The sequence below is a fragment of the Stenotrophomonas sp. TWI1151 genome (genome assembly GCF_039673135.1).
GTDB lineage: Bacteria > Pseudomonadota > Gammaproteobacteria > Xanthomonadales > Xanthomonadaceae > Stenotrophomonas.
Window position 1 is genome coordinate 608,786 of record NZ_JBDJLA010000001.1, and the last position, 22,239, is coordinate 631,024.

The 22,239-nt window shown below is 68.9% G+C and carries 13 protein-coding genes; 5 read left to right on the plus strand and 8 right to left on the minus strand.

The genetic code is table 11. The features are described from left to right. Positions 1–82: 82 nt before the first annotated feature. From cueR to ABE422_RS02670, 6 genes are all read right to left on the minus strand, one after another. A complete protein-coding gene (gene cueR / locus ABE422_RS02645) occupies positions 83–583 on the minus strand; it encodes a Cu(I)-responsive transcriptional regulator (RefSeq protein WP_346466741.1) in 501 nt (166 codons plus the stop codon). After that, positions 580–3,120, minus strand: coding sequence for a heavy metal translocating P-type ATPase (locus ABE422_RS02650; RefSeq protein ID WP_346482405.1), 2,541 nt, complete (start codon positions 3,118–3,120; stop codon positions 580–582). Before ABE422_RS02650 ends, cueR begins: the two co-directional genes overlap by 4 nt. A gap of 120 nt (positions 3,121–3,240) precedes the next feature. After that, on the minus strand, positions 3,241–4,554 hold the full coding sequence (locus ABE422_RS02655) for a sorbosone dehydrogenase family protein (protein ID WP_346482406.1): 1,314 nt from the start codon (positions 4,552–4,554) through the stop codon (positions 3,241–3,243). Beyond that, positions 4,551–4,967: a DUF2231 domain-containing protein gene (locus tag ABE422_RS02660; RefSeq protein WP_070473908.1), complete on the minus strand. Its 417-nt coding sequence runs from the start codon at positions 4,965–4,967 to the stop codon at positions 4,551–4,553. Before ABE422_RS02660 ends, ABE422_RS02655 begins: the two co-directional genes overlap by 4 nt. Positions 4,968–5,111: 144 nt before the next feature. Continuing rightward, positions 5,112–6,683 (minus strand): arylsulfatase, encoded by a 1,572-nt coding sequence (locus tag ABE422_RS02665; protein ID WP_346482407.1) that lies wholly within the window; start codon positions 6,681–6,683, stop codon positions 5,112–5,114. Positions 6,684–6,785: 102 nt separating this feature from the next. Beyond that, complete coding sequence (locus ABE422_RS02670) at positions 6,786–11,579, minus strand: ATP-dependent helicase (RefSeq protein ID WP_346482408.1); 4,794 nt, start codon at positions 11,577–11,579, stop codon at positions 6,786–6,788. 249 nt (positions 11,580–11,828) lie between these two features. On the opposite strand from ABE422_RS02670, the gene ABE422_RS02675 reads away from it, so the two are divergent. Beyond that, entirely contained in the window at positions 11,829–13,616 is a 1,788-nt protein-coding gene (locus ABE422_RS02675) for an FAD-binding protein (RefSeq protein WP_346482409.1), read from the plus strand. A gap of 18 nt (positions 13,617–13,634) precedes the next feature. Here the strand turns inward: ABE422_RS02675 and ABE422_RS02680 are convergent, their stop codons facing one another. Together ABE422_RS02680 and ABE422_RS02685 are read right to left on the minus strand one after the other, a co-directional pair. Next, a complete protein-coding gene (locus ABE422_RS02680) occupies positions 13,635–14,858 on the minus strand; it encodes a histidinol-phosphate transaminase (protein WP_346482410.1) in 1,224 nt (407 codons plus the stop codon). Continuing rightward, positions 14,855–17,530: a TonB-dependent receptor gene (locus ABE422_RS02685; RefSeq protein WP_346482411.1), complete on the minus strand. Its 2,676-nt coding sequence runs from the start codon at positions 17,528–17,530 to the stop codon at positions 14,855–14,857. Before ABE422_RS02685 ends, ABE422_RS02680 begins: the two co-directional genes overlap by 4 nt. A 421-nt stretch (positions 17,531–17,951) precedes the next feature. Here ABE422_RS02685 and ABE422_RS02690 point away from each other — a divergent pair, with 421 nt between their 5' ends. The 4 genes from ABE422_RS02690 (at position 17,952) to ABE422_RS02705 (ending at position 22,232) form a co-directional block, all read left to right on the plus strand. Beyond that, a complete protein-coding gene (locus tag ABE422_RS02690) occupies positions 17,952–19,844 on the plus strand; it encodes a DUF885 domain-containing protein (protein WP_346482412.1) in 1,893 nt (630 codons plus the stop codon). Between the two features lie 155 nt (positions 19,845–19,999). Further along, entirely contained in the window at positions 20,000–20,782 is a 783-nt protein-coding gene (locus ABE422_RS02695; protein WP_102789324.1) for a DUF2092 domain-containing protein, read from the plus strand. A 467-nt stretch (positions 20,783–21,249) separates the two neighbouring features. Further along, positions 21,250–21,417, plus strand: coding sequence for a DUF6515 family protein (locus ABE422_RS02700; RefSeq protein ID WP_217350029.1), 168 nt, complete (start codon positions 21,250–21,252; stop codon positions 21,415–21,417). Next, positions 21,414–22,232: a hypothetical protein gene (locus ABE422_RS02705; protein WP_346466172.1), complete on the plus strand. Its 819-nt coding sequence runs from the start codon at positions 21,414–21,416 to the stop codon at positions 22,230–22,232. Before ABE422_RS02700 ends, ABE422_RS02705 begins: the two co-directional genes overlap by 4 nt. Positions 22,233–22,239: the final 7 nt, after the last annotated feature.

Below are 22,239 nucleotides of genomic sequence, written 5' to 3' on the forward strand. Positions count from 1 at the left end.
CTGTCGGGGCTGACAACGTGGCAAGGTCAAGGCCTTAGCGCGTCCGTGTCCTTTTTGCAGGGCATGGACGCGGCCGGGTCGATCAGGAACGTGGCTTGCGGGCCGCGCGCCCGCGCGAGGACACCGGCGTATCCGCACCGAACAGCGGCGTTTTGCGGGGCTTCCCGGCGGATGCAGTCTCCGCCGGCGCGGAAACGGGCTGGGCCAGGTCGGCGATGATCGGGCAATCCGGGCGGTCATTGCCGTGGCAGTGTTCGGCCAGATGCTCCAATGTCTGCACCATCGCCTGCAGCTCGGCGATCTTCGCCTTCAACCCGGCCACATGGGACAGCGCCACCGCCTTGACGTCGGCGCTGGCGCGTTCGCGATCGCGCCACAGCACCAGCAGCTCGCCGATCTGCTCGACCGAAAACCCCAGGTCACGCGCACGGCGGATGAAGCGCAGGCTGTGCGCGTCCTGCGGGCTGTAATGCCGGTAGCCCGCCTCCGAGCGCGCCGCCGGCGGGATCAGGCCGATCTGCTCGTAATAGCGGATCATCTTTGCCGACACCCCCGAAAACGTCGCGGCTTCCCCGATATTCATCGTCCGGTCCTCCTCTCACTTTCCGCCATGCCGGTGCCCAGCGTATCGGCCTGCATCGGTGCATGGAAGCGCTTGAGCCGCAGCGCATTGCCGAGCACGAACACACTGGACAATGCCATCGCCGCCGCGGCGAAGATCGGCGAGAGCAGCGTGCCGTTGAACGGGTACAGCAGGCCAGCGGCCACCGGGATCAGCACCGCGTTGTAGGCGAACGCCCAGAACAGGTTCTGCTTGATGTTGCGGATCGTTGCCTGGCTCAGGGCGATCGCGTTGGGCACGCCGCGCAGGTCGCCGGACATCAGCACCACGTCGGCCGCCTCGATCGCCACATCGGTGCCGGTGCCGATCGCCAGGCCGACATCGGCCTCGGCCAGCGCCGGTGCGTCATTGATCCCGTCCCCGACGAAGGCCACCTTGGCGCCACCAGCACGGAAACGCTTGAGCGCGGCGACCTTGCCATCGGGCAGCACTTCGGCCGCCACCTCATCGATGCCAAGCTGGCGTGCGATCGCCGCGGCGGTGGCCGCGTTGTCGCCGGTGATCATCGCGACCTTCAGGCCCAGGGCGTGCAGCGCCTGGATCGCCGCCGGCGTGCTTTCCTTGATCGGATCGGCCACCGCGATCACGGCCGCCAGGCGGCCATCGATTGCGGCGTACAGCGGGCTCCTGCCCTGCTCACCCAACCGCTGGGCGGTGGGCCGGAACGCCGCCACCTCCAGGCCGAGCCGGGTCATGTAGCGGTCCGCGCCGACGGCCACGGTGCGGCCGGCGACACGCGCGGAAACGCCGAAGCCTGGCACCGCCTCGAAGCGTTCGATGGCGGCCAGTGCGAGACCGCGCGCTCTGGCGGCCGCAACGATCGCCTCGGCGATGGGATGCTCGGAGCGGGTTTCCACCGCGGCAACCAGGGCCAGCACCTCATCCGCCTGGAAACCATCGGCCGGCTCCAGGTCGGTCAGTTCGGGGCGGCCCTTGGTCAACGTACCGGTCTTGTCCAGCGCGATCACACTCACATCGCGCAGTGCCTGCAGCGCCTCGCCCTTGCGGAACAGCACGCCCAGCTCCGCCGCGCGGCCGGTCCCGACCATGATCGAGGTCGGCGTGGCCAGGCCCATCGCGCAGGGACAGGCAATGATCAGCACCGCCACCGCATTGACCAGCGCAAAGGTCAGCGCCGGTGCCGGGCCGAGCACCAGCCACACCAGGAAGGTCAGCGCGGCAGCAGCCATCACCGCCGGCACGAACCACATGGTGACCCTGTCGACCAGCGCCTGGATCGGCAGCTTGGAGCCCTGTGCCTGCTCGACCAGACGGATGATCTGGGCCAGCACGGTGTCCCCGCCCACCTTGGTGACACGGAAACTGAAGGCACCGGTGGTGTTGAGGGTGCCGCCGACCACCTCGGCGCCCACGGCTTTGGCCACCGGTACCGGCTCGCCGGTGATCATGCTCTCATCCACATAGGACGCCCCCTCCACCACCGCGCCGTCCACGGGTACTTTCTCGCCCGGGCGGACCAGCACGACATCGCCGAGCGTGACCTCGTCGAGCGGCACCTCGACCGTCTCATCGCCACGCTGCACGCGTGCAGTCCGCGCCTGCAGCCCGACCAGGCGCTTGATCGCCTGCGACGTGCGGCCCTTGGCCCGCGCCTCCAGCGTGCGCCCCAGCAGGATCAGGGTGACGATCACCACGGCCGCTTCGAAGTAGACGTTGGCGGTGCCCGGCGGCAGCACGCCCGGGGCGAAGGTGGCGACCACCGAGTAGCCATAGGCCGCCGCGGTGCCGAGCGAAACCAGCGAGTTCATGTCCGGGGCGCCGCGCAGCAGTGCCGGCACGCCTTTGCGGAAGAAGCGCAGGCCCGGCCCGAACAGCACCAGCGTGGCCAGCGCGAACTGCAGGTACCAGCTGGTCTGCAGGCCGACGGCATGCATCACCCAGTGGTGCATGGCTGGGACAAGGTGCGAGCCCATTTCCAGAATGAAGACCGGCAGCGTCAGCACCACCGCCAGCAACAGGGAGCGGCGCAGCGCACGGGCTTCAGCCTCGCGGCGTTCCTCCTCCTGGTCACCGGCCGCAGCCGTGCTCACGCCTGCAGCGCGCGCGGTGTAGCCGGCGTTTTCCACGGCAGCGACCAGATCAGCGACGGAGACCGTACCGGCCAGATGGCGCACCTGCGCCCGTTCGGTCGTCAGGTTGACGCTGGCCGCGATCACGCCCGGCAGCTGCGCAAGGCCGCGCTCCACGCGACCAACGCAGGACGCGCAGGTCATTCCCTCGATGCTCAGCTCGGTGGTGGCTTCGCGCACGGTGTAGCCCGCGCGTTCGATGGCACGCACCGCCGCCTGGGGATCGGGCGCCCCGATGAAGCTGAGATCGGCCCGCTCCGTGGCCAGGTTGACCGACGCCGTCTGCACGCCGGGGACGGCCGTCAGCGCGCGCTCCACCCGGCCCACACAGGAGGCGCAGGTCATGCCCTCGATGGGCAGGCTCAGGCGGCTGAGCGGCGCGCCGGACCGGGAAGCAACAGAAGACATGGGGCAGTCCTTGGGGTGAGGTTACCCGCCACCCTAAAGATTCCCATCGTGGGAAGGTCAAGCCCCCGCTTGATGGGGACGGAGGTAATTATTCATCCCCTCCATCCCCATCAAGGCGCTTTACGGCTGGGCGGGCGTGCCGTCGTGGGTGACCCGCCAGATCGTGTTGGAGAGGTCATCGGCAACGATCAGTGCCCCACGCGGGTCGACCGTGACACCCACCGGGCGGCCGCGGGTCTTGCCGTCTTCGCCGAAGAAGCCGCTCACGAAATCGATCGGCTCGCCGGCCGGACGGCCATTGCTGAAGGGCACGAACACCACCTTGTAACCGACCGGTGGATTGCGGTTCCAGCTGCCGTGCTCGCCCACGAAGACGCCATCGGCAAACTGGGTGCCCATCACCGGCGACGAGAAGGCCACGCCGAGTGCGGCCACATGCGAGCCCAGCGCGTAATCCGGCGCGATGGCCGAGGCGACCTTCTCCGGATTCTGCGGCATCACCCGGCGATCCACATTCTTGCCCCAGTAGCTGTACGGCCAGCCATAGAAGCCGCCCTCCTTCACCGAGGTGAGGTAATCGGGCACGAGGTTCGGGCCGATCTCATCGCGTTCATTCACCACGGCCCACAGCGTGCCGGTGCCCGGCTGGATCGCCAGCGCGGTGGGATTGCGGATACCGGTGGCGTAATCCTTGTGTGCGCCGGTGGCCACATCGATCTGCCAGATCCGCGCACGATCGATCTCCACCGCCATGCCGCGCTCGGTGATGTTGCTGTTGGAGCCGATGCCTACATAGAGATAGCGGCCATCGGCACTGGCGGTCATCGCCTTGGTCCAGTGATGGTTGATCGCCGCGGGCAGATCGGTCAGTTTCGCCGGTGCGCTCGCCTTGGTCTGGCCTTCCTGGTAGTCAAAGCGCACCACCGCATCCTGGTTGGCCACGTAGATCGCGTTGCCGATCATCGCCAGGCCGTACGGCGCATTGAGCTTGTCGGCGAAGACCGTCTTCAGTTCGTAGGTGCCGTCGCCATCGGCGTCGCGCAGCAGGGTCAGGCGGTTGCCGCTCTTGACCGCCGTGTTGCCCTTGGCCTTGATCTTGCCGGCGATCACATCCTTCGGCTTGAGGGCAGGCGCACTGCCGCCGCGACCTTCCGCGACCAGAATGTCACCGTTGGGCAGCACCAGGGTCTGCCGCGGAATGTTCAGATCGGTGGCGATCGCCGAGATGCGGTAGCCCTTGGGCACCGTCGGCAGGGTGTCGCCCCACTGCGCCGGCTTGGCGATGGTCATGTCCGGCATCAGCCCGCGATGCGGCTTGGGCATCTCCGGGTTGCCGCCGTACTGTTCCAGCTCGGGGGCCTTGCCGCTGCAGGCCGCCAGCGCGACCGCAAGCGCGGAAACCGAGAGCATCCGGATCGTCATCTGGCGGCTCATCGCACACCTCCCACGCGCAGGCTGGACAGCCCCACCCAGGTGGCGAGCAGCGCCAGCACCGTCAGGATCACCGAGAGCACCAGGCCCGCCGGCATCACCGCCCATGCATCACGCGCATGGTGGAGACAGTTGATGAAGCCCACGCCCCAGGTCACCGCCAGAATCACGACGTAGGCCAGGTTGCGGCTGCGACGGACCAGGCCGACGATCCCGCACAGCAGGGCCAGCGTGGTCATCACCATCGCACCGATCAGCAGCCAGGAGGCGAAGTTGGCCCACTGGATCTCGTACGAACTCCAGTAGGCGTAGTCCGCCAGCAGTGCGCCGAGGAACAGCGGCAGCACCCCGCCCAGTACAGCGGCGTGGAACGGATGGATGACCCATGATCGGGTCAGGACAACGGTCGAAGCCATGGTGGTCTCCTGGTGAGGGGGCGAATCTCTCCCGATCCTGCCACCCCTGGTGTGATGGGGGTGCTGAGATGCCGCCCACACGAAACCGGGGGACAGCCTGCCCCCCGGTTCGTCGCCATGCCAGCGCTGCGATGGACCTCGCCGCTACTTGCCCGTCACCGCTTCCTGCAGCTTCTCCACCGCCTGGTCGGCCGTGAACGTGTTCGGCTTCTGGATCTTGGGGAAGTCCACGAACGTCTCGTTGAATTTCGTGAGCAGCGCGATCGCGCCGTACACGATGTAGACGTGGTTGATGTACCAGTCCCAATAGGTATTGGAGGTCACATCCGCGAACTCGTACGGATCGGTGCGCAGGTTGTAGATCTTGGGGATGCGCATGACCGTGAACGGTTCGCCCCACAGCTGCATCGTGCCTTTGCAGCGCTGCTCGATGAAGGTCACCTTCCAGTTGTCGTAGCGGATGCCGAGCATGTCGCCATCATCGGAGATGTAGACGAACAGCTTGCGCGGCGACTTGTCCTGCTTGCCGGTGAGGTACGGCAACAGGCTGACGCCGTCGACGTGGTTCTTGTAGGTGCGCCCGATCGCCTTGACCCCCTTCTTGAGGTCCTCGACCACGCCCTTGTTGCCCGCCAGTTCCAGGAAGGTGGGCAGCCAGTCATGGTGCTGCACGATCTCGTTGGACACCGAGCCCGGCTTGATCTTGCCCGGGTAGCGAACCACCAGGGGAATCCGGAACGCGCCTTCCCAGTTGGTGTCCTTCTCACTGCGGAACGGCGTCATGCCGCCATCCGGCCACGAATTGCGGTGCGGCCCGTTGTCGGTGGAGTACACCACCAGGGTGTCTTCGGCGATGCCCAGTTCGTCGAGGTAATCGAGCAACGCGCCCACGTTCTTGTCGTGGTCGATCATCGTGTCGTGATACGGCGACTGCCAGCGCCCGGCCTGCCCCAGGCTTTCCTTCTTGGTATGCGTGATCAGGTGCATGTGGGTGAAGTTGACCCAGACGAAGAACGGCGTGTCGTCGTCGTTCGCCTTCTTGATGAAGCCCTTGGCGCGGTCGGCGAAGTCGTCATCGCAGGTCAGCATGCGCTTGCGGTCCAGCGGGCCGGTATCCTCGATCTTCTGCTTGCCTACCTTGCCCCAGCGCTTCTGGTCGGTGCTGTCATCCTTATCGGTGGCGAAACTGTGGATCACCCCGCGCGGCTTGATGGTCTCGATGAAATCCCCGAACTCGTCCTTCGGGAAGTAGTCGTACATCTCCGGCTCTTCTTCGGCATTGAGGTGGTACAGATTGCCGTAGAACTCATCGAACCCATGGTTGGTGGGCAGCATGTGGTTGAGGTCGCCGAGGTGGTTCTTGCCGAACTGCCCGGTGGTATAGCCCTCGTTCTTCAGCAGGGCGGCGATGGTGACGATCTTCTCGTTCATGCCGACCGGCGCGCCCGGAATGCCGACCTTCGACAGGCCGGTCCGCAGGACGCTCTGGCCGGTGATGAAGGACGAACGCCCTGCCGTACAGGACTGTTCGCCGTAGGAATCGGTGAACAGCATGCCCTCGTTGGCCAGGCGGTCGATGTTCGGCGTCTGGTATCCCATCAAGCCGCGCGAGTAGCAGCTCAGGTTGGAGATGCCGATGTCGTCTCCCCAGATGACAAGGATGTTGGGCTTCTTTGCGGATGAACCGGGCTTCTTCTTTGCGGATGAGCTGGCCATGCACTTCTCCGACGACGGTGGTGCTCAATAGTCCGTGTCGGTCATCGTCGCGGCCAGCGTGTTTCTACTTAGACGGCGTCAGTAAGTCTTCGCCTCCCCCGCTCATCCCTCCCAGCTGATGCCTTTTGGCGCACTGGAGAAACCGGCGGCCCGCAGCGCGTCCATCAGGCCGTCGCGTCGGGCCGGCGCAGCGTCGATCAGCTCCACGGTGAACGAGCTGCGCCGGCCCCGCCGCAGTGCGCTGGCCAGCGCCTGCGCCGCGGCAGCCGTCGTGCCTGCCAGGGACGGATCGTCCGCATCGAAGAACGTCAGCAGCTGGCGGCCCCCCTGGGCCAGGTACATCAGCAGCCGTCCACCGCCGATCACCACCACGGCACCGGCGCGGCGCACCGGCCGGACCGCCGAGCCGTGCACCGGCCAGGGCACCACGGTACCGAACGGGTTGGCCGGGTCCACCGCGGACAGCCCGATCGCCACCTCGCCAGCACCGGGCCGCAGGGCATCGGCGACGCCACGCAGTCGATCCACGATCAGGCGATCGGCGAACTGGGCCCCGCCCAGCCCTTCGACGAAGCGGCCGCGCAGCACCCGGCCCGCATCCTCCATGCCGCGATACACCTGTTGCAGCGCCGGGAAGCCGCCGGCGATCCCTTCGGCCATCGCGGCCCCGCGGGTCACGATGCCGTGCCGGTCCAGCAGCCCCTCGGCCAGCGCCACCGCGCGCGCCGTGTCGCTGATCGCCTCACGCTGTAACAGCGACCAGCGCCCGGCCAGCGCGGGGGCCGCAAAGCTGGCGATCACGGCCGGCGCTCCGTCGGCCAAGGGCATGTCGTGCATCGGGACGCCACGGACGCGTCGACCGCGCCGCGAGGCGCGCGCGACCCGCGGCCGCGGCGCGCGGCCCCCGGCCATGCCGCGCAGCGGCGCCCACAGATCCGTGGTCAGGTACCCCGACCATGCCAGGCCCCACAAGGCGTCGTGCAGCTGCGCGGCGGTGATCTCCATGGGCGGGCTGCCGGCCCGCCCCCCGTGCGTGCCCACCGCGGTGACCAGCTGACGCGCGAAGTACGCGCCACCGTCGGCCAGCACCTGCAGCAGCGCATCCTGCAGCGGCGACAGCGCGGTTGCCACTGCAGGCGCGGGCAGCGTTTCTGCCGCGAATTCCTGCAGGTGCAGCGAGACCAGGCCGTCCTCCTCGCCGAGCCGCCCGTGCCCGGCCCACACCACGGTACCCGTGGCGAGCAGCGCATCGAGCATCGCCGGCGCGTAATCGACCACGCGCGCGGGCAGGATCTGCTGTTCCCACACCGACGCCGGCAGCGCCACGCCCGCCAGCAGTTCCACCACGCGCAGCACGCCGTCGATGCCTTCCAGCGCACCCGGCCCGCGGTGAGCGATGCCACGTGCAGCCTGTTCGGCATCGCTCAGCAGCCCATGCCGCTCCAGCAACAACAGGGCATAGGCGTCGCGCGCGACCGGCCGGGTCGCCTCGCGCGCCGCCTGCAGCGAGCGCACCCGCAACCGACGGAACACCGCCTCACCCACCCATTCGTGACGGGCCAGCGGCGCCGGCTCGGCGGCCGCGCCGACGGCCTCGGCATCGCGACGCGCCACACCGAAACGACCCTTGAGCAGCTTGCCCTGCGCTTCCAGCTGCGTGAGTGCCGCATCGGCCACGGCCACGCCCAATCCAAACGCGGCCGCCACCTCGGCCGTGGTAAACGGCGCATGGGTACGCGCATATCGGCCCAGCAGCTCGCCCAGCGGGTCCGATGAGGCCTGCAGGAAGGGCTCGGGGATGCCGCGCGGGAGGGTGACCCCCAGCGCATCGCGCAGGCGCGCAGCATCTTCGATGGCGGCCCAGTGCAGGCGGCCGGCGATCTGGACCTGGATCGCACGCCGCTCAGCGGCGAGATTGTGCAGATCCCCGGCAGGTTCGTCATCGACCCGCCGCAGCGCCATCGCTTCATCGGTGAGCGGGCCCAGTTCCCGCAGCAGATCGGCCACCCCTTCCTTGCCGCGCGCACGGCGGTCGGGCGCCAGGCGCTGCAGCTCGTTGCCCACCTGCTCCACCACGGCCGCATCCAGCAGTTCGCCCAGATCGACCTGGCCGAGCAGATCGCCCAACAGGCCGCTGTCCAGTGACAGCACCGACGCACGGCGCTCGGCCAGCGGCACATCGGTGCCGTACATGAACTCGGCGACATAGCCGAACAGCAGGTTCGCCGCGAATGGCGACGGTACCTCGGTGGTGACATCGGCGATCGCCACGCGGCCGTCGGTGAGCCGATGCATCAGCACGCCCAGCGCATCGAGATCGTAGACGTCCTGCAGGCACTCACGCGCGGTCTCGATCAGGATCGGGAACTCGGGATAGCCCTGCGCGATGGCCAGCAGTTCACCGGCGCGCAGGCGCTGCTGCCACAGCGGCGAGCGACGACCCGGCGTGCGCCGCGGCAGCAACAGCGCGCGTGCGGCACATTCGCGGAAGCGCGCAGCGAACAGGGCCGAGCCGCCCACGGCGCGCGTGACGTCGCTGCGCAGACGCTCGGGCTCGAACAGGAACAGCTCCGCGCCCGGCAGGCGCCCCTGTGCGTCGGGCAGCCGCGCGATGATGCCGTCGTCGCTGGCGACCACTGCTGGATCCACGCCCCAGCGTTCGCGGATGCGCGCGGCCACCGCCAGCGCCCAGGGATCGTGTACGCGCCGCCCATACGGCGAATGCAGCATCAGCCGCCAGTCGCCGGCCTCATCGCGGCAGCGCTCCAGTACCAGCGTGCGATCGGTGGGCAGGACGCCGGTGGCCTCACGCTGTTCGGCCAGCAGGCCGGCGATGTTGGTGATCGCGTTGTCGGCCAATCCGCAGGCCTGCAGCCGCTCGCGCAGCCCGGCCGGCAGGCCCGCTTCCGCGGCACCGGCATCCAGCGCACCGATGAAGGCACCCACCGCCTCGCCCAGTTCGGCCGGGCGGCCCACGCCCTCACCGCGCCAGAACGGCAAGCGCGCCGAACGCCCCGGCGCGGGGGTCACCACGACCTGGTCATGGGTGATCTGCTCGATCCGCCACGAGGTGGCGCCCAAGGTGATCACATCATTGACCCGTGATTCGTGGACCATCTCCTCATCGAGCTCACCGACCCGGCGCGACCCGGCACGCTCTTCGCCTTCCGGAAGCACCACACCGAACATGCCGCGGTCGGGGATGGTGCCCCCGCTGGTGACCGCCAGCTGTTTCGCGCCCGGCCGCGCGCTCAGTGCACCGGTGTCGCGGTTCCAGACCAGCCGCGGGCGGAAGCCGGCGAAATCATCGGAGGGATAACGCCCGGCCAGCATGTCCAGGGTGGCATCGAACGCGCTGCGCGGCAGCGAACGGTACGGCGCAGCGCGGCGTACGCGCGCATACCAGGCCTCCACGTCCAGTGTTTCCATCGCCGCGGCGGCCACTGTCTGCTGGGCCAGTACGTCCAGCGGGTTGCGCGGCGGATCGATCGCTTCGATCTCACCGGCCAGCATCCGCTCCACCGCCACGGACGCATCGATCAGGTCGCGCCGCGTGCGCGGGTAGACCAGGCCGGTGGAGATGCCCCCGACCTGATGGCTGGCCCGCCCCACCCGCTGCAGCGCGCTGGCGACCGAAGGTGGCGCGGCGACCTGGATCACCAGGTCGACCAGCCCCATGTCGATGCCCAGCTCCAGGCTGGAGGTCGCCACGACACAGCGCAGCTCGCCGGTCTTGAGCGCCTGTTCGATCTCGCGGCGCTGTTCCTTGGAGACCGAACCATGGTGCGACCGGGCGATCAGCGCCTCCGCTCCGGCGGCCCGCCCGGCGGTGCCGCCGTTGAACGACCCGTAGTGCTCGGGGGCAGCCGCCGCCATCGAGGCACGCGCCGGGAGCTGGCCACGGGCGACACGGTCGGCATGCAGTTCATTCAACCGGGCAGTCAGCTTTTCGGCCACGCCCCGTGAGTTGGCGAACACAATCGTCGAACGTCGCGCCAGCACCTGGTCCAGGATGCTGGCCTCCACATGCGGCCAGATCGAGCCGACCCGGCCCGCGGACGCGGGTGCATCGGCGGCAGCGGGATGCGGCGGAATGTCGCCCATATCCTCGACCGGCACCACGATCCGGACCTCCAGCGCCCGCTGCGACGGCGGATGGACCACGGTGACCGGACGGTCGCCGCCGAGGAACCGCGCGACCTCCTCCACCGGGCGCACCGTGGCCGAGAGCCCGATGCGCTGCGCGGGCACCTGCAGCAGGGCATCCAGCCGCTCCAGGCTCAACGCCAGGTGGGTGCCGCGCTTGCTGCCGGCCACCGCGTGGATCTCATCGATGATCACGGTATGCACGTCGCGCAACGTCTCGCGCGCCTGTGAGGTGAGCATCAGGAACAGCGATTCGGGCGTGGTGATCAGGATGTCGGGCGGACGCCGCAGCAGCCGCGCCCGCTCTGCCGGGGTGGTGTCGCCGGTCCGGATCGCGACGGACAGGGTGACCGCCGGATCGCCACGCCGCGCACGTTCGGCGCTGACGCCCTGCAGGGGTATCTGCAGGTTGCGCTGGACATCGGCGCCGAGGGCCTTGATCGGCGAGAGATACAGCACACGGGTGCCGCGCTTCTTCGGCGCCGACGCCTCCCGCTGCGCATCGCCCGGCTGCTCATCGCTGGGAGGCTCACCGCTGCGGAACAGCTGGTCGATCGCCTGCAGGAACGCAGCGAGGGTCTTGCCCGAGCCGGTCGGCGCGATGACCAGCGTGTGCTGGCCGGCGCTGATCGCCGCCCAGGCATGGTCCTGCACGGGCGTGGGCGCAGCGAAGGCTGCCGTGAACCAATCGCGCGTGGCCGGAGTGAAGGTGGCCAGTGCGCCGGGGGCGGGGTCGTTCGAGGTGGGCATGGATCCGGATGTCATGGGACGCTCGCCCAGCGACGGCCGCGAGCGCAATGGAACCAGACTAGGGTATGCCGCGTCGGGCATCCGTCAATCGGCGCGGGACCGACGCGTCTCCGCCTGGCACCACCCGCCCCTGAGCCCCCGCCACTCGTCCCTTCATCACCCACATCCGGCCCCAGGCCAGGGCCCGCGGGCCTCTGCGGGAACACACTCGCTGGCATCGACCACGCTGCCGCCGCAGGAACGACCCTCATGAAACGACGCGATTGCCTCAAAGCCGGGCTGACCCTCCCGCTGCTGCCGATGCTGCTCAAGGCTGGCCCTGCCTTCGCAGCGATGCGTTCGAGGGTCCGGCCGGGCGCTGCGGGGTGGCCCGCTGCCGCCGAGTGGGACCGATTGTCGCGTGCGGTCGGCGGTCGGCTGTCGGTGCCGCAGTCCCCCTTCCTCGCTGACGCCGCCACCCGGGCCGCCGCGCTGGAGCAGCTGCAGAATCCGTTCTTCCTCGGCGATGCGCCCGCGCTCACCCAGACCAGTGGTTACTTCGGCGCATGGCGGTCAGTGCCCAGCGCGAAGGTGGTGGCCGCCGCCAACAGCGCCGATGTGGCCGCGGCGGTGAACTTCGCCCGCACCCACCGCCTGCGGCTGGTAGTCAAAGGCGGCGGGCACAGCTATCACGGCACCTCCTGCGCGCCGGATTCGCTGCTGGTCTGGACCCGCGCGATGAACCAGGTCGAGCTGCACGATGCCTTCGTCGCCCACAACGCCCGCCCGGGCACGGCGCCGCAGCCGGCGGTCAGCGCCGGCGCCGGGGCGATGTGGATCGACGCCTACGACGCGGTCACCACCCGCGGCGGGCGCTATGTCCAGGGCGGCGGCTGCACCTCGGTGGGCGTGACCGGTCTGGTCACCGGCGGCGGCTTCGGCAGTTTCTCCAAGGCGCATGGCACGGCCGCGGCCAGCCTGCTCGAAGCCGAGATCGTCACCGCCGACGGGCAGATCCGCACCGTCAACGCCGACAACGAGCCGGACCTGTTCTGGGCCTTGAAGGGGGGCTGCGCGGCGAGTTTCGGGATCGTCACCCGGATGACGCTGCGCACCCATGACCTGCCCGATACCTTCGGCGGCGTCTCCTGCCAGATCCAGGCCAGCGACGACGCCAGCTGGCGGGCACTGGCGGCAGAGATGCTCCGCTTCTACCGCGACACGCTGTGCAACCCGCACTGGGGTGAGCAGTTCACCTTCAAGGACACGCGCCGGCTGTCGATCTCGATGGTGTTCCAGGGCATGTCGCGGGACGTCGCCGAGGCGACCTGGACGCCGTTCCTGGACTGGGTCCGCGCACGACCGGCCTATACCATCACCGAACCCCTGCAGGCACTGGCGATGCCGGCCAGAGACTTCTGGGACGCGGATTTCTTCCGCCAGCACGCCCCTGCCCTCATCGCCGAGGACACCCGCGAAGGCGCCTCCTCCCGGCACATGCTGTGGAAGGGCGACCAGGGCCAGGTCGGCTGGTTCCTGCATGGCTACGCATCGGCCTGGCTGCCGTCGGGATTGTTGGACGATGCGCAGCGTGAGCAGGCGGCCGCCGCGATCTGTGCCGCCGCCGATCACATGGATGTCGGCCTGCACTGCAACAAGGGCCTGTTCGGTGCACCGGCGGCCGCGCTGGCCGCGAGCCGCGACACGGCCACCCATCCGGCGGTACTGGACGCCTTCGCGCTGGCGATCATCGGCAATGCCAGCGGGCCGGTGTATCCGGGCCTGGGCCGGACCGTGGATGAGCCCCGGGCACGCCGGGGCGCCTTGAACGTGGCGCGCGCCTACCAGGCCCTGAGCGTGGTGGCTCCCTCGGCCCCGGCCTATGTCTCGGAGAGCGACTACTTCCAGCAGGACTGGCAGCAGGCGTTCTGGGGGCCGAACTACCCACGGCTGCAGGCCGCCAAGCGCCGCTACGATCCGCAGGGCCTGTTCGTGATCCATCACGGCGTGGGCAGCGAGGACTGGAGCGCGGACGGCTTCGAGCGCATCGGCGGCTGACGGCGCGACGGGCAGCGTCTACGCCGCCGCTCCACCCTGGGCCTTGCCCAGCTGGGCGAGCACGCTGCGCAACGCCTGCTGCGCACGCCGGTTCTCCGCCGGCGTGCCGAGGGTGATCCGTACCCAGGTGTCATACGGGGCGAACACCCGGGCGATGCGCACGCCCTGTTGCAGCAGCCCGGCGGCGACGACTGCATGGGGGTGCCCGGTATCGACGAACACGAAATTGCCGGCCGCTTCAGTCGAGCGCAGGCGCAGCCCGCTCAGGACCTGCTGCCAGTGCTGCCGCTCCGCCGCCACGCTGCGCCGGACCTGGGCCACGTGGGCGGGATCGGCGAGTGCCGCCGATGCAGCGGCCAGCGACAACTGGTTCTGCGCGTGCGCGCCGCCGACGCCGCGCTGGCGCAGTGCCTCGGCGAGCGCCACAGGCACCAGCGCATACCCGACCTGCAGCCCGGCCAGCGCATGGATCTTGCCCAGCGTGCGGAATACCACCACGTTCTGGCCCTGCCGCAGCAGCCGCACCGCGCTCAACGTGGCGGCATCCTCGCGGTAGTCGAGGTACGCCTCGTCGACGATCACCAGCGTGCGCGCCTGCGCGGCGCTCACGAAACGATCGAACTCGGCCCCGGGGCTCAGCGTGCCGGACGGGTTGTGCGGATTGACCACGAACAGCGCGCGGGTATCCGGCGCGATCGCCGCCAGCAATGCGGGCAGATCATTTTCCAGCTGCGCGTTCAACGGCACTTCCACGGCCCGGCCGCCAAAGGGCCTGGCCGCATCCACCAGGGCGCCATACCCGGGCACGCTGTAGATGAAACCGCCCGCGCCCTGGCTCAGCGCAAGATGCTGGCCCAATGCTTCGAGCACTTCACCGACGATGACCTGTTCGGGCGCGACCCCTTCCAGCGTGGCGATCTGGCCCTGCAACGCCTGCAGCTGCGCGGCGCTGACATACCGCGGCGCCTCCGCCAGCGCACGCTGTACCGCGGGCCCGACCCGAGGTGACGGGCCGTAGCTGCTCTCATTGAGATCCAGCCGCAGCAGGTCCGTGGTTCGGCCGGCGGCCGTCACGGCGGCCGGCGCGGGCGGCGCAGCGGATCCAGCGGCCGGCGCGGGCGGCGCAGCGGATCCAGCGGCCGGCGCCAGCGCGACCGCTGCGGCACTGGTCAGCCCGGCACGAAGCCAGTGGCGGCGCTGCGGGTCGGCAGGCAGGTGGCCTGCAGTCGTGTTACGGGTCATTGGAAACGGGCCTCCAGGCGTGCGTAGTAGTAGGTGCCACTCCAACCGAACGGCGACAGCTCGCTGTACGGGAACACGCCAAAGGTATCCGCGCCGGAGACCTGCGGGGTGGTCGCGATGTTGCGCGTCGGATAGGTGTTGAACAGATTGTTCGCGCCCAGCACGACAGTGACCGTGTCGGTGGCGTGGAAGGCGATGTCCAGATCGGTGACCCAGCGCGCCTCCAGTTTCTGGATCACGTCGACATTGCCAGCACTACCCGCTTCGGTCGGCAGCGTACGGAACCGGGTCGAACCCTGCGCAAAAGCGGCGACATTGGCCGCGCTCTGGTTGGTTGCCGCCACCCCTTCGATCTCACCGTAGCGGTGCGTGCCCAGGTGGATGCCCCAGCGGCCGACATCCCAGCCCAGCGCGACGGTCAGATTGTCGCGCGGCTGGCCTTTCTCCACGCGGGTGCGCTCGGTGACATCGAACAACGGCGTGCGCACGCCGAGCGCGGTGAGCTGCGCCGGGGTCGAGGCGACATGGGTCAGCTCGGTCTTGTTGCGGTTGTACGCGACGGTCGCGGTGAGCCTGCCATAGTCCGCCAGCTCCCAGCGGTAGCGCGCCGAGGCGTCCACGCCGGTGGTACGGGTATCGGCGGCGTTGCTGAAGTAGCGCACGCTGGTCACGCCCGGCGAGCCCAGCGCGGCCAGGTAGTCACGGATCGCGCTCGACCCGGCCGCATCAACGAAGTTGCTGGACAGGAAGATCCGGTCGTCGATGTCGATCCGGTACACATCCACCGATGCGCTCAGCCCACCGATGCCCCAGGTGAGGCCCGCCGTGACATTGGTCGCCTGCTCCGGCTCCAGCGAGCGCGCCCCCAGGGCACGCGCTTCCACCGTATCCACCGGTGCGGTGCGCACCAGCACATACTCGGGCACCCCGGTCACCGCGTTGTTGAGCGTGCGGCTGCTGGTCGAACTGAAGTACTGCTGGGCCAAGGCCGGCGCATGGAAGCCGGTGCTGACCGAGGCCCGCACCGCCACCCCGCCGTCGAGCTGGTAGCGCAGGGCCAGCTTGCCGTTGGTGGTGCTGCCGAAATCGCTGTAGTCCTCCCAGCGCCCGGCCAGCGAGACCAGGAAGCGATCCGTCACATCGGTTTCCGCTTCGGCGTAGGCCGAGACGTTGTGACGGTGATGGTTGCCGGCGTCCGCCGGCTGGATGCCCGCGAAGCCCTGCGAGCCGATCGTCGGCACCGCGCCGGCCGAGGGGCCATCAAGCACCCGCGCCGGCCCCCAGACGTATGAGTTCAGCTCACCGGGTGAAATGCCGTAGGTATCGCGGCGGAACTCTGCCCCGAGCGCCAGCCGCAGCGGTGCATGCCAGCCCAGCTCGATGCTGTTGTTGGCATCCAGATTGGTGGTCCACTGCGAGGCCTCCAGCGCACCGTTGTAGAACGCGGTGGGGCTGGCCGCACCCAGCGTGGCGTTGAGCGTGTTGCGGGTGCGGTAGACCAGCTTGTTGCGGCCGTAGACGCTGCTCAGGTCCCAGTGCCAGTCGCCGAGCAGACCTTTGATGCCTGCGCCGAGCGAGGCGTTGGTGCTCTGGGTATCGACCCACGGCAGGAACCCGTCCGGGTAGATCGCGCGCACGTTCTCGACCTGGCCGGCGCGGCGCAGGGAGGCGTTGGAACTGCCCTCGCTTACTCCGTAGCCGCCAAAGGCATACGCCTCCAATCCTTCAGCCCAGGCGAGCGGCTTGCGCAGGTTGCCGAACACGGTCTTTTCCACGGTGTCGGCCGAGTCGGCGAAGCGCCACAGGGCATCGCGGTCGATGGTGGCTTCGCGTGGGTCGGCCACGGCACCCGCCGCCGCACCCCCGATCAGTGCCAGGCCGGTGCCGGAGCCGAAGGTGCCCGACGGCGCCACCGGCGCACCGTTGCGACCGATCCCGAAGTACTGCTGACGTGTATCGGGCAGGGCGCGGTTGGCGGCCTTGCGATCACGATAGTCCCAGGTGAGGTGCAGACCGCCGCCGTCGGCAAAGGCCACGCCGGTGTCCAGGGCGACGGCGGTGGTGCCACCGCCGCCATCGCGGGTGGTGCCGCGGCTGACCCGCCCTTCGAAGCCGGCATCCTCGCGCAGCACGATGTTGATCACCCCGGCAATGGCATCGGAACCGTACTGGGCTGACGCGCCATCACGCAGCACTTCGATCCGCTCGATCGCACTCACCGGGATCGCATTGAGATCGGTCGAGACCGCGCCTTTGCCCACCGTGCCGCCGGTATTCACCCATGCACTGGCATGCCGCCGCTTGCCGTTGACCAGCACCAGGGTCTGATCCGGCGACAGCCCGCGCAGCGTTGCCGACCGGATATGCGTGTTGCCGTCCGGTGTGGTCGGGTGCGGGAAGTTGAACGAGGGCAACAGCGACTGCAGGATCTGGCTGATATCGGTGTAGCCGCTGCTGCGAATGTCCTGCGCGCCTAGCACATCGATCGGCACCGCCGATTCGAGCACGGTGCGGGCCTGGGTGCGGTTACCCAGGACGGTGAGCTGGTCGAGCTGGGTGACCGCCGGCGCACTTGCCGCGGTTTGAGCATGCACCGGAACGGCGGTGAACAGGCTGGCAAGCACGGCGACGGACAGGCGGCGACGTCGCAGCGCGGTGGTGCGAGGATTCATGACAACTCCGAAGAGATCGGGCATCACGCCCGAGGAAGACGATGGAACAGCGCAGGCGGTACGTCAGCGGCGACATCGCCGTGGCAGATTCGAAGCAGGCAAGACACGTCCCCAGGTGACCCTGCCGGACATGTTGCAAACTTGTTGCAGAGCGTCAATCGGTGCGGACTCGTGCATTCGCGCCGGGCTGCTCAGGTGGGTAACGAGCGCGGGGCAAGTCACTGATTTCATTCGGCGCGGCCAACGGCCTCGCACCGAGGTCCTTACTTCCAGGCATATCCAGATAGCCAACCGTGCGCGACCGGCAGTGCCTGTACCCTGCCCGCATCTGCCCGCCTGCGCAGACATGACAATCTGCAGGTGCAGCCGCACCTGTGCAGGCGTAGCCTGCCCGCAGCCTGCCGCCAACGGAGATCGCCCCGTGATTACGACCTCGCCTGCCCGCCGTGTTCCTGTCCTGCTCGCACTGGCCATCGCCGGCGCACTGCTGCTGCCGCGAGCCGACGCACATGCGCAGGCCCCGTCCACGGCGAGCACATCGGCCACCCCCTCGTTCAATGCCCTGCTCGATGCGCAGACGATGGCCGCGATCAACGCCGATCCGGAACTGCGCACGATGCTCGGCATCAGCGACGATGCAGGCGGTGATCTGTCCGGCCAGCTGACCGACGTCTCGCTGGCCCGGCGCGCGATCAACCGCCGCTTTCTTGTCGACAACCTGGCGCAGATCCGTGCCTGGAAAGGTGCACCGCTGGATCCGCAGCAACGCCTCAGCGACGGCCTGGCGCGCTGGTTCTACCAGACCCAGATCGATCTGATGGCCGTGCCATGGGCCGCGGCCTGGTTGCCGGTCGGCGGCAGCACCTACGCGATCGACCAGTTGTTCAGCCTGCCGGTCAACCTGCCGCAGTTCATGGACAACCAGCATGCGGTGACCGACGACACCAGCGCCCGCCGCTACATTGAACGGCTCCAGGCGATGGGCACCAAGCTGGACCAGGTCCGCGCCAACGTCGACATGCAGGCCCAACAGGGCGTGGTGCCGCCGGCGGTTGCGCTGGAAGGGGCGGCCAACCAGTACCGTGCCCTGCTGAAACCGGCGCCGCAGGACAGCCTGTGGGTGCAGTCGTTGCAGCGCAAGCTGGACAAGGTCCCGTCCATCCCGGCGGCCCGGCGCGCTGAACTGATCGCGCAGGCCACCGCTGCGGTGCGAGACGCGGTGAACCCGGGGTATCAACGCCTGCTCGACAACGTGCAGGCCACGCTGGCGACCCATCCTGGCAACAACGGTGTGTGGGCACTGCCCGATGGCAAGGCCTACTACGATGCCGCGCTGCGCTGGTATACCAGCACCGACCTGGATGCCGATGCGATCCACCAGATCGGCCTGCGCGAAGTGGCGCGGCTGGACACGGCGATGGATGACCGCCTGAAGCAGCTGGGCCTGCGCGAGGGCAGCGTGGCCGCCCGCATCGAACAGCTACGCAAGGACCCGCGCTACCTGTATGAGGACAGCGACGCCGGCCGCAGGCAGCTGATCGGCGACATCGAACAGCGCCTGCGTGATCTTGATCCGATCCTGCCGACCTACTTCGGCCATCTGCCGACGCAGGAGCTGCTGGTTCAACCGGTACCCGCGCACATGCAGGCCACTTCGCCCGGCGGCTACTATTACCCACCGGCGATGGACGGCTCGCGGCCGGGCACCTTCTTCATCAACCTGGGCGATATCACCTCCAATACGCGCTGGAGCATTCCCACCCTCACCTATCACGAGGGCTCGCCGGGGCATCATTTCCAGATCTCGATCGGCCAGACCCTGACCGCGCTGCCGATGCTCCGCCGCAGTCTCAATCCCAGCGCCTTCAGCGAAGGCTGGGCACTGTATGCCGAACAGCTGATGGCCGAGACCGGCGTGTACCGCGACGACCCCGCCGGTGATCTGGGCCGCCTGCAGGCCGAGATGTTCCGGTCGGTGCGGCTGGTGGTCGACACCGGCCTGCATCGCAAACGATGGACCCCCGAGCAGGCCATCGCCTACATGCAGGACAAGACCGGCATGACCCCGGCGGATGTGCGCATCGAGGTCTACCGCTACCTGGTGCAGCCCGGTCAGGCCGCCTCCTACAAGATGGGCCAACTGCGGCTGCTGGAACTGCGCGAGCAGGCACGCCGGGAGCTGGGCGACCGCTTCGACATCCGTGCGTTCCACGACCTGATCCTGGGCAACGGCGCCATGCCGATGACGGTGGTCAGCCAGGCCGTGGACGCCTGGATCGCCGCGGGTGGACCGCCCTCCGCCCGCACCCCCTGAGCCCACCACGCAGGCAGCGGCGCGATGCCGGTGCCTGCGTATAAATACCTAGCGACTTACCGTGTAACTCCGGTTGTCCGTCGCGTGGGCGGTGCGCAGAGTGTCAGCAGGGTCGGCCCGTCGCGCGCCCCACTGACGACACTCTGGAGACTGTCATGCCGCGCACCTCATCGGGCCTGCTGTTGGCGCTGGTCCTGATCGGACCCCTGCTCCTGCTTCCTCCTCCGCTGGCGGCGCAGCCCGCGGCGGCCAGCGTTGATGCCCAGGCCGTACAGGCACTCACCCGCATGGGCGCAGCCCTGCGCGCGCTGCCGCACTTCACCCTCAACGCCACCACCAGCACCGAGTACGTGCTCGATGATGGCCAGAAGATCGCCCTGCCGGGCACCGTCGCGTATCGCGTGCTGGGACCGGACCACTTCTTCGTGGAGATACAGAGCGAGGACCAGCACCGCCAGCTGTTCTACGACGGCAAGGCGCTGACGATCTACTCGCCGCGACTCAAGTACTACGCCACGCTGGATGGCCTGAACAAGAGCAGCCAGGCGCTGTTGACCGAATCGGCGACGACGTATGGCATCGAGTTGCCGCTGGCGGATCTGTTCCTGTGGGGCACGCCGGCGTTTCCGACCGATCAGCTGCAGTCCGCGCTGCGCATCGGCAGCGCCCGCATCGGTGGCGAGGCAACCCAGCACTACGCCTTCCGGCAACCCGGGGTGGATTGGCAGGTCTGGATTTCCGACGCGACCCACCTGCCCCGCCAGCTGGCGATCACCAGCCATAGCGACCCCGCGTTGCCGACCTACCAGGCCACGTTGAACTGGGATACGCGGCGCGCGGTGACCGCCAGGGAGTTGGCGTTCGATCCCAAGGGCGCGACGAAGATCGTGTTCGTACCGGTCGCGCTGGCCGTACAGACCACTGACGGGGAGAACTGAGCATGGACCGTTCCGCTTGCCTGCGCGCCACGCTGGCCCCGGCCCTGATGACCCTGATGCTCGGCGCCGCGCTGCTGCCTGCCGACGCCGACGCGCGCCCCGGGCTGCGCGGCTTTGCCCATCCTTCGATCGCCCATGCCGGCGGCTTCGGCGGCGGCGGTCTGCCTCATGGAGGCGGCGGGTTCGCGCCGCACCCGCCGGGGCCTGGCCCCGCCCCGCATCCCGGTCCGGGCCCGCGCCCGGAGCCCGGCCCGCATCCTGGCCCAGGTCCCGGTCCCCACCCTGCTCCGGGGCCGGGTCCCGGCCCGGGACCTCATCCTCCAGGTCCTGGACCAGGCCCAGGCCCTGGCCCTGGACCTGGACCCGGTCCTGGCCCCGGGCCGCATCCGCCCGGGCCACCCCCTCCACCGCCCCCGCCGCCGTACTGGGACCATCCGTTCTGGGACGCCGCCGCGTTCACCGCAGGCGTGGCCGTCACGTCGGCCGTGATCGGCTCGGTGGTGTACTCCTTGCCGGTGGATTGCAGCACGGTCGTCGTCAATGGCATCGGCTACCAGCAGTGCGACAACGCCTGGTATCAGCCGCGCTATGCGGGCACCACCGTGCAGTACATCGTCGTGGATGCGCCGCGATGAGGTGTCGGCGGCATCGGGCCTGGCTGGCGCTGCTCGCCCTGCTGGGTGCCGCGCCCCTCGCCGCGCAGCAGGCGCCGGCCGGATCGGCGTCCTCCGACGACATCGCACGCAAGCTGGCCGATCCCGGTGCGGCGCTGATCTCCGTGCCGTTCCAGTACAACTACCAAGGCTCGGTCGGGCCTGGCGGCGACGCGCACAACCAGCAGTTGAAGATCCAGCCGGTGATTCCGTTCGTCGGCGACAGCGGCAAGTTCATCCTGCGCCCTATCCTGCCGCTGAGCTGGAACCAGTTTCCGCAGGACAAACACGGCACCGGCGATCTGTTCGTGCAGGGGTATTACATCCCCAAGACCGCGGCGGAAGCGCATGGCACCGAATTCGGCTACGGCTTCGCCGCGCTGCTGGACACCGCTTCGCACGACAGTCTGGGCACGGGCAAGTACTCGCTCGGCCCGGCCTTCATCCTGGTCCACAAGACCAAGGCGTGGACCGTCGGCGCACTGGCCAACCATGTCTGGTCCGTTGCCGGCGATGACGACCGCGAGGATGTCAGCAGCACCAGCGTGCAGCCGTTCGTGACCCGCAACCTGCCCGGTGGCTGGTCACTCAGTGTCACCTCGGAAACCAATTACAACTGGAAGGCGGCCAGCGGCGATGCCTGGACGGTACCGCTGGGTGCCACCGTCTCCAAAGTGCTCAGGCTCGGGCATACCCCGATCAGCATCGGTGTCGGCGGCTTCTACAACGTGGACCGGCCGCAGTACGCCAGTCGCTGGACCGGCCGGTTGATCGTGACCCTGGTCTTTCCCGAATGAGGCTGCT

Bases quoted from the DNA above. Each gene is read 5' to 3' on its own strand.
- ABE422_RS02675 (WP_346482409.1), top strand. From the start codon at position 11,829: ATGAAACGACGCGATTGCCTCAAAGCCGGGCTGACCCTCCCGCTGCTG.
- ABE422_RS02705 (WP_346466172.1), top strand. From the start codon at position 21,414: ATGAGGTGTCGGCGGCATCGGGCCTGGCTGGCGCTGCTCGCCCTGCTG.
- ABE422_RS02665 (WP_346482407.1), bottom strand. From the start codon at position 6,683: ATGGCCAGCTCATCCGCAAAGAAGAAGCCCGGTTCATCCGCAAAGAAG.
- ABE422_RS02670 (WP_346482408.1), bottom strand. From the start codon at position 11,579: ATGCCCACCTCGAACGACCCCGCCCCCGGCGCACTGGCCACCTTCACT.
- ABE422_RS02685 (WP_346482411.1), bottom strand. From the start codon at position 17,530: ATGAATCCTCGCACCACCGCGCTGCGACGTCGCCGCCTGTCCGTCGCC.
- ABE422_RS02650 (WP_346482405.1), bottom strand. From the start codon at position 3,120: ATGTCTTCTGTTGCTTCCCGGTCCGGCGCGCCGCTCAGCCGCCTGAGC.
- ABE422_RS02680 (WP_346482410.1), bottom strand. From the start codon at position 14,858: ATGACCCGTAACACGACTGCAGGCCACCTGCCTGCCGACCCGCAGCGC.
- ABE422_RS02655 (WP_346482406.1), bottom strand. From the start codon at position 4,554: ATGAGCCGCCAGATGACGATCCGGATGCTCTCGGTTTCCGCGCTTGCG.
- ABE422_RS02695 (WP_102789324.1), top strand. From the start codon at position 20,000: ATGCCGCGCACCTCATCGGGCCTGCTGTTGGCGCTGGTCCTGATCGGA.
- cueR (WP_346466741.1), bottom strand. From the start codon at position 583: ATGAATATCGGGGAAGCCGCGACGTTTTCGGGGGTGTCGGCAAAGATG.
- ABE422_RS02660 (WP_070473908.1), bottom strand. From the start codon at position 4,967: ATGGCTTCGACCGTTGTCCTGACCCGATCATGGGTCATCCATCCGTTC.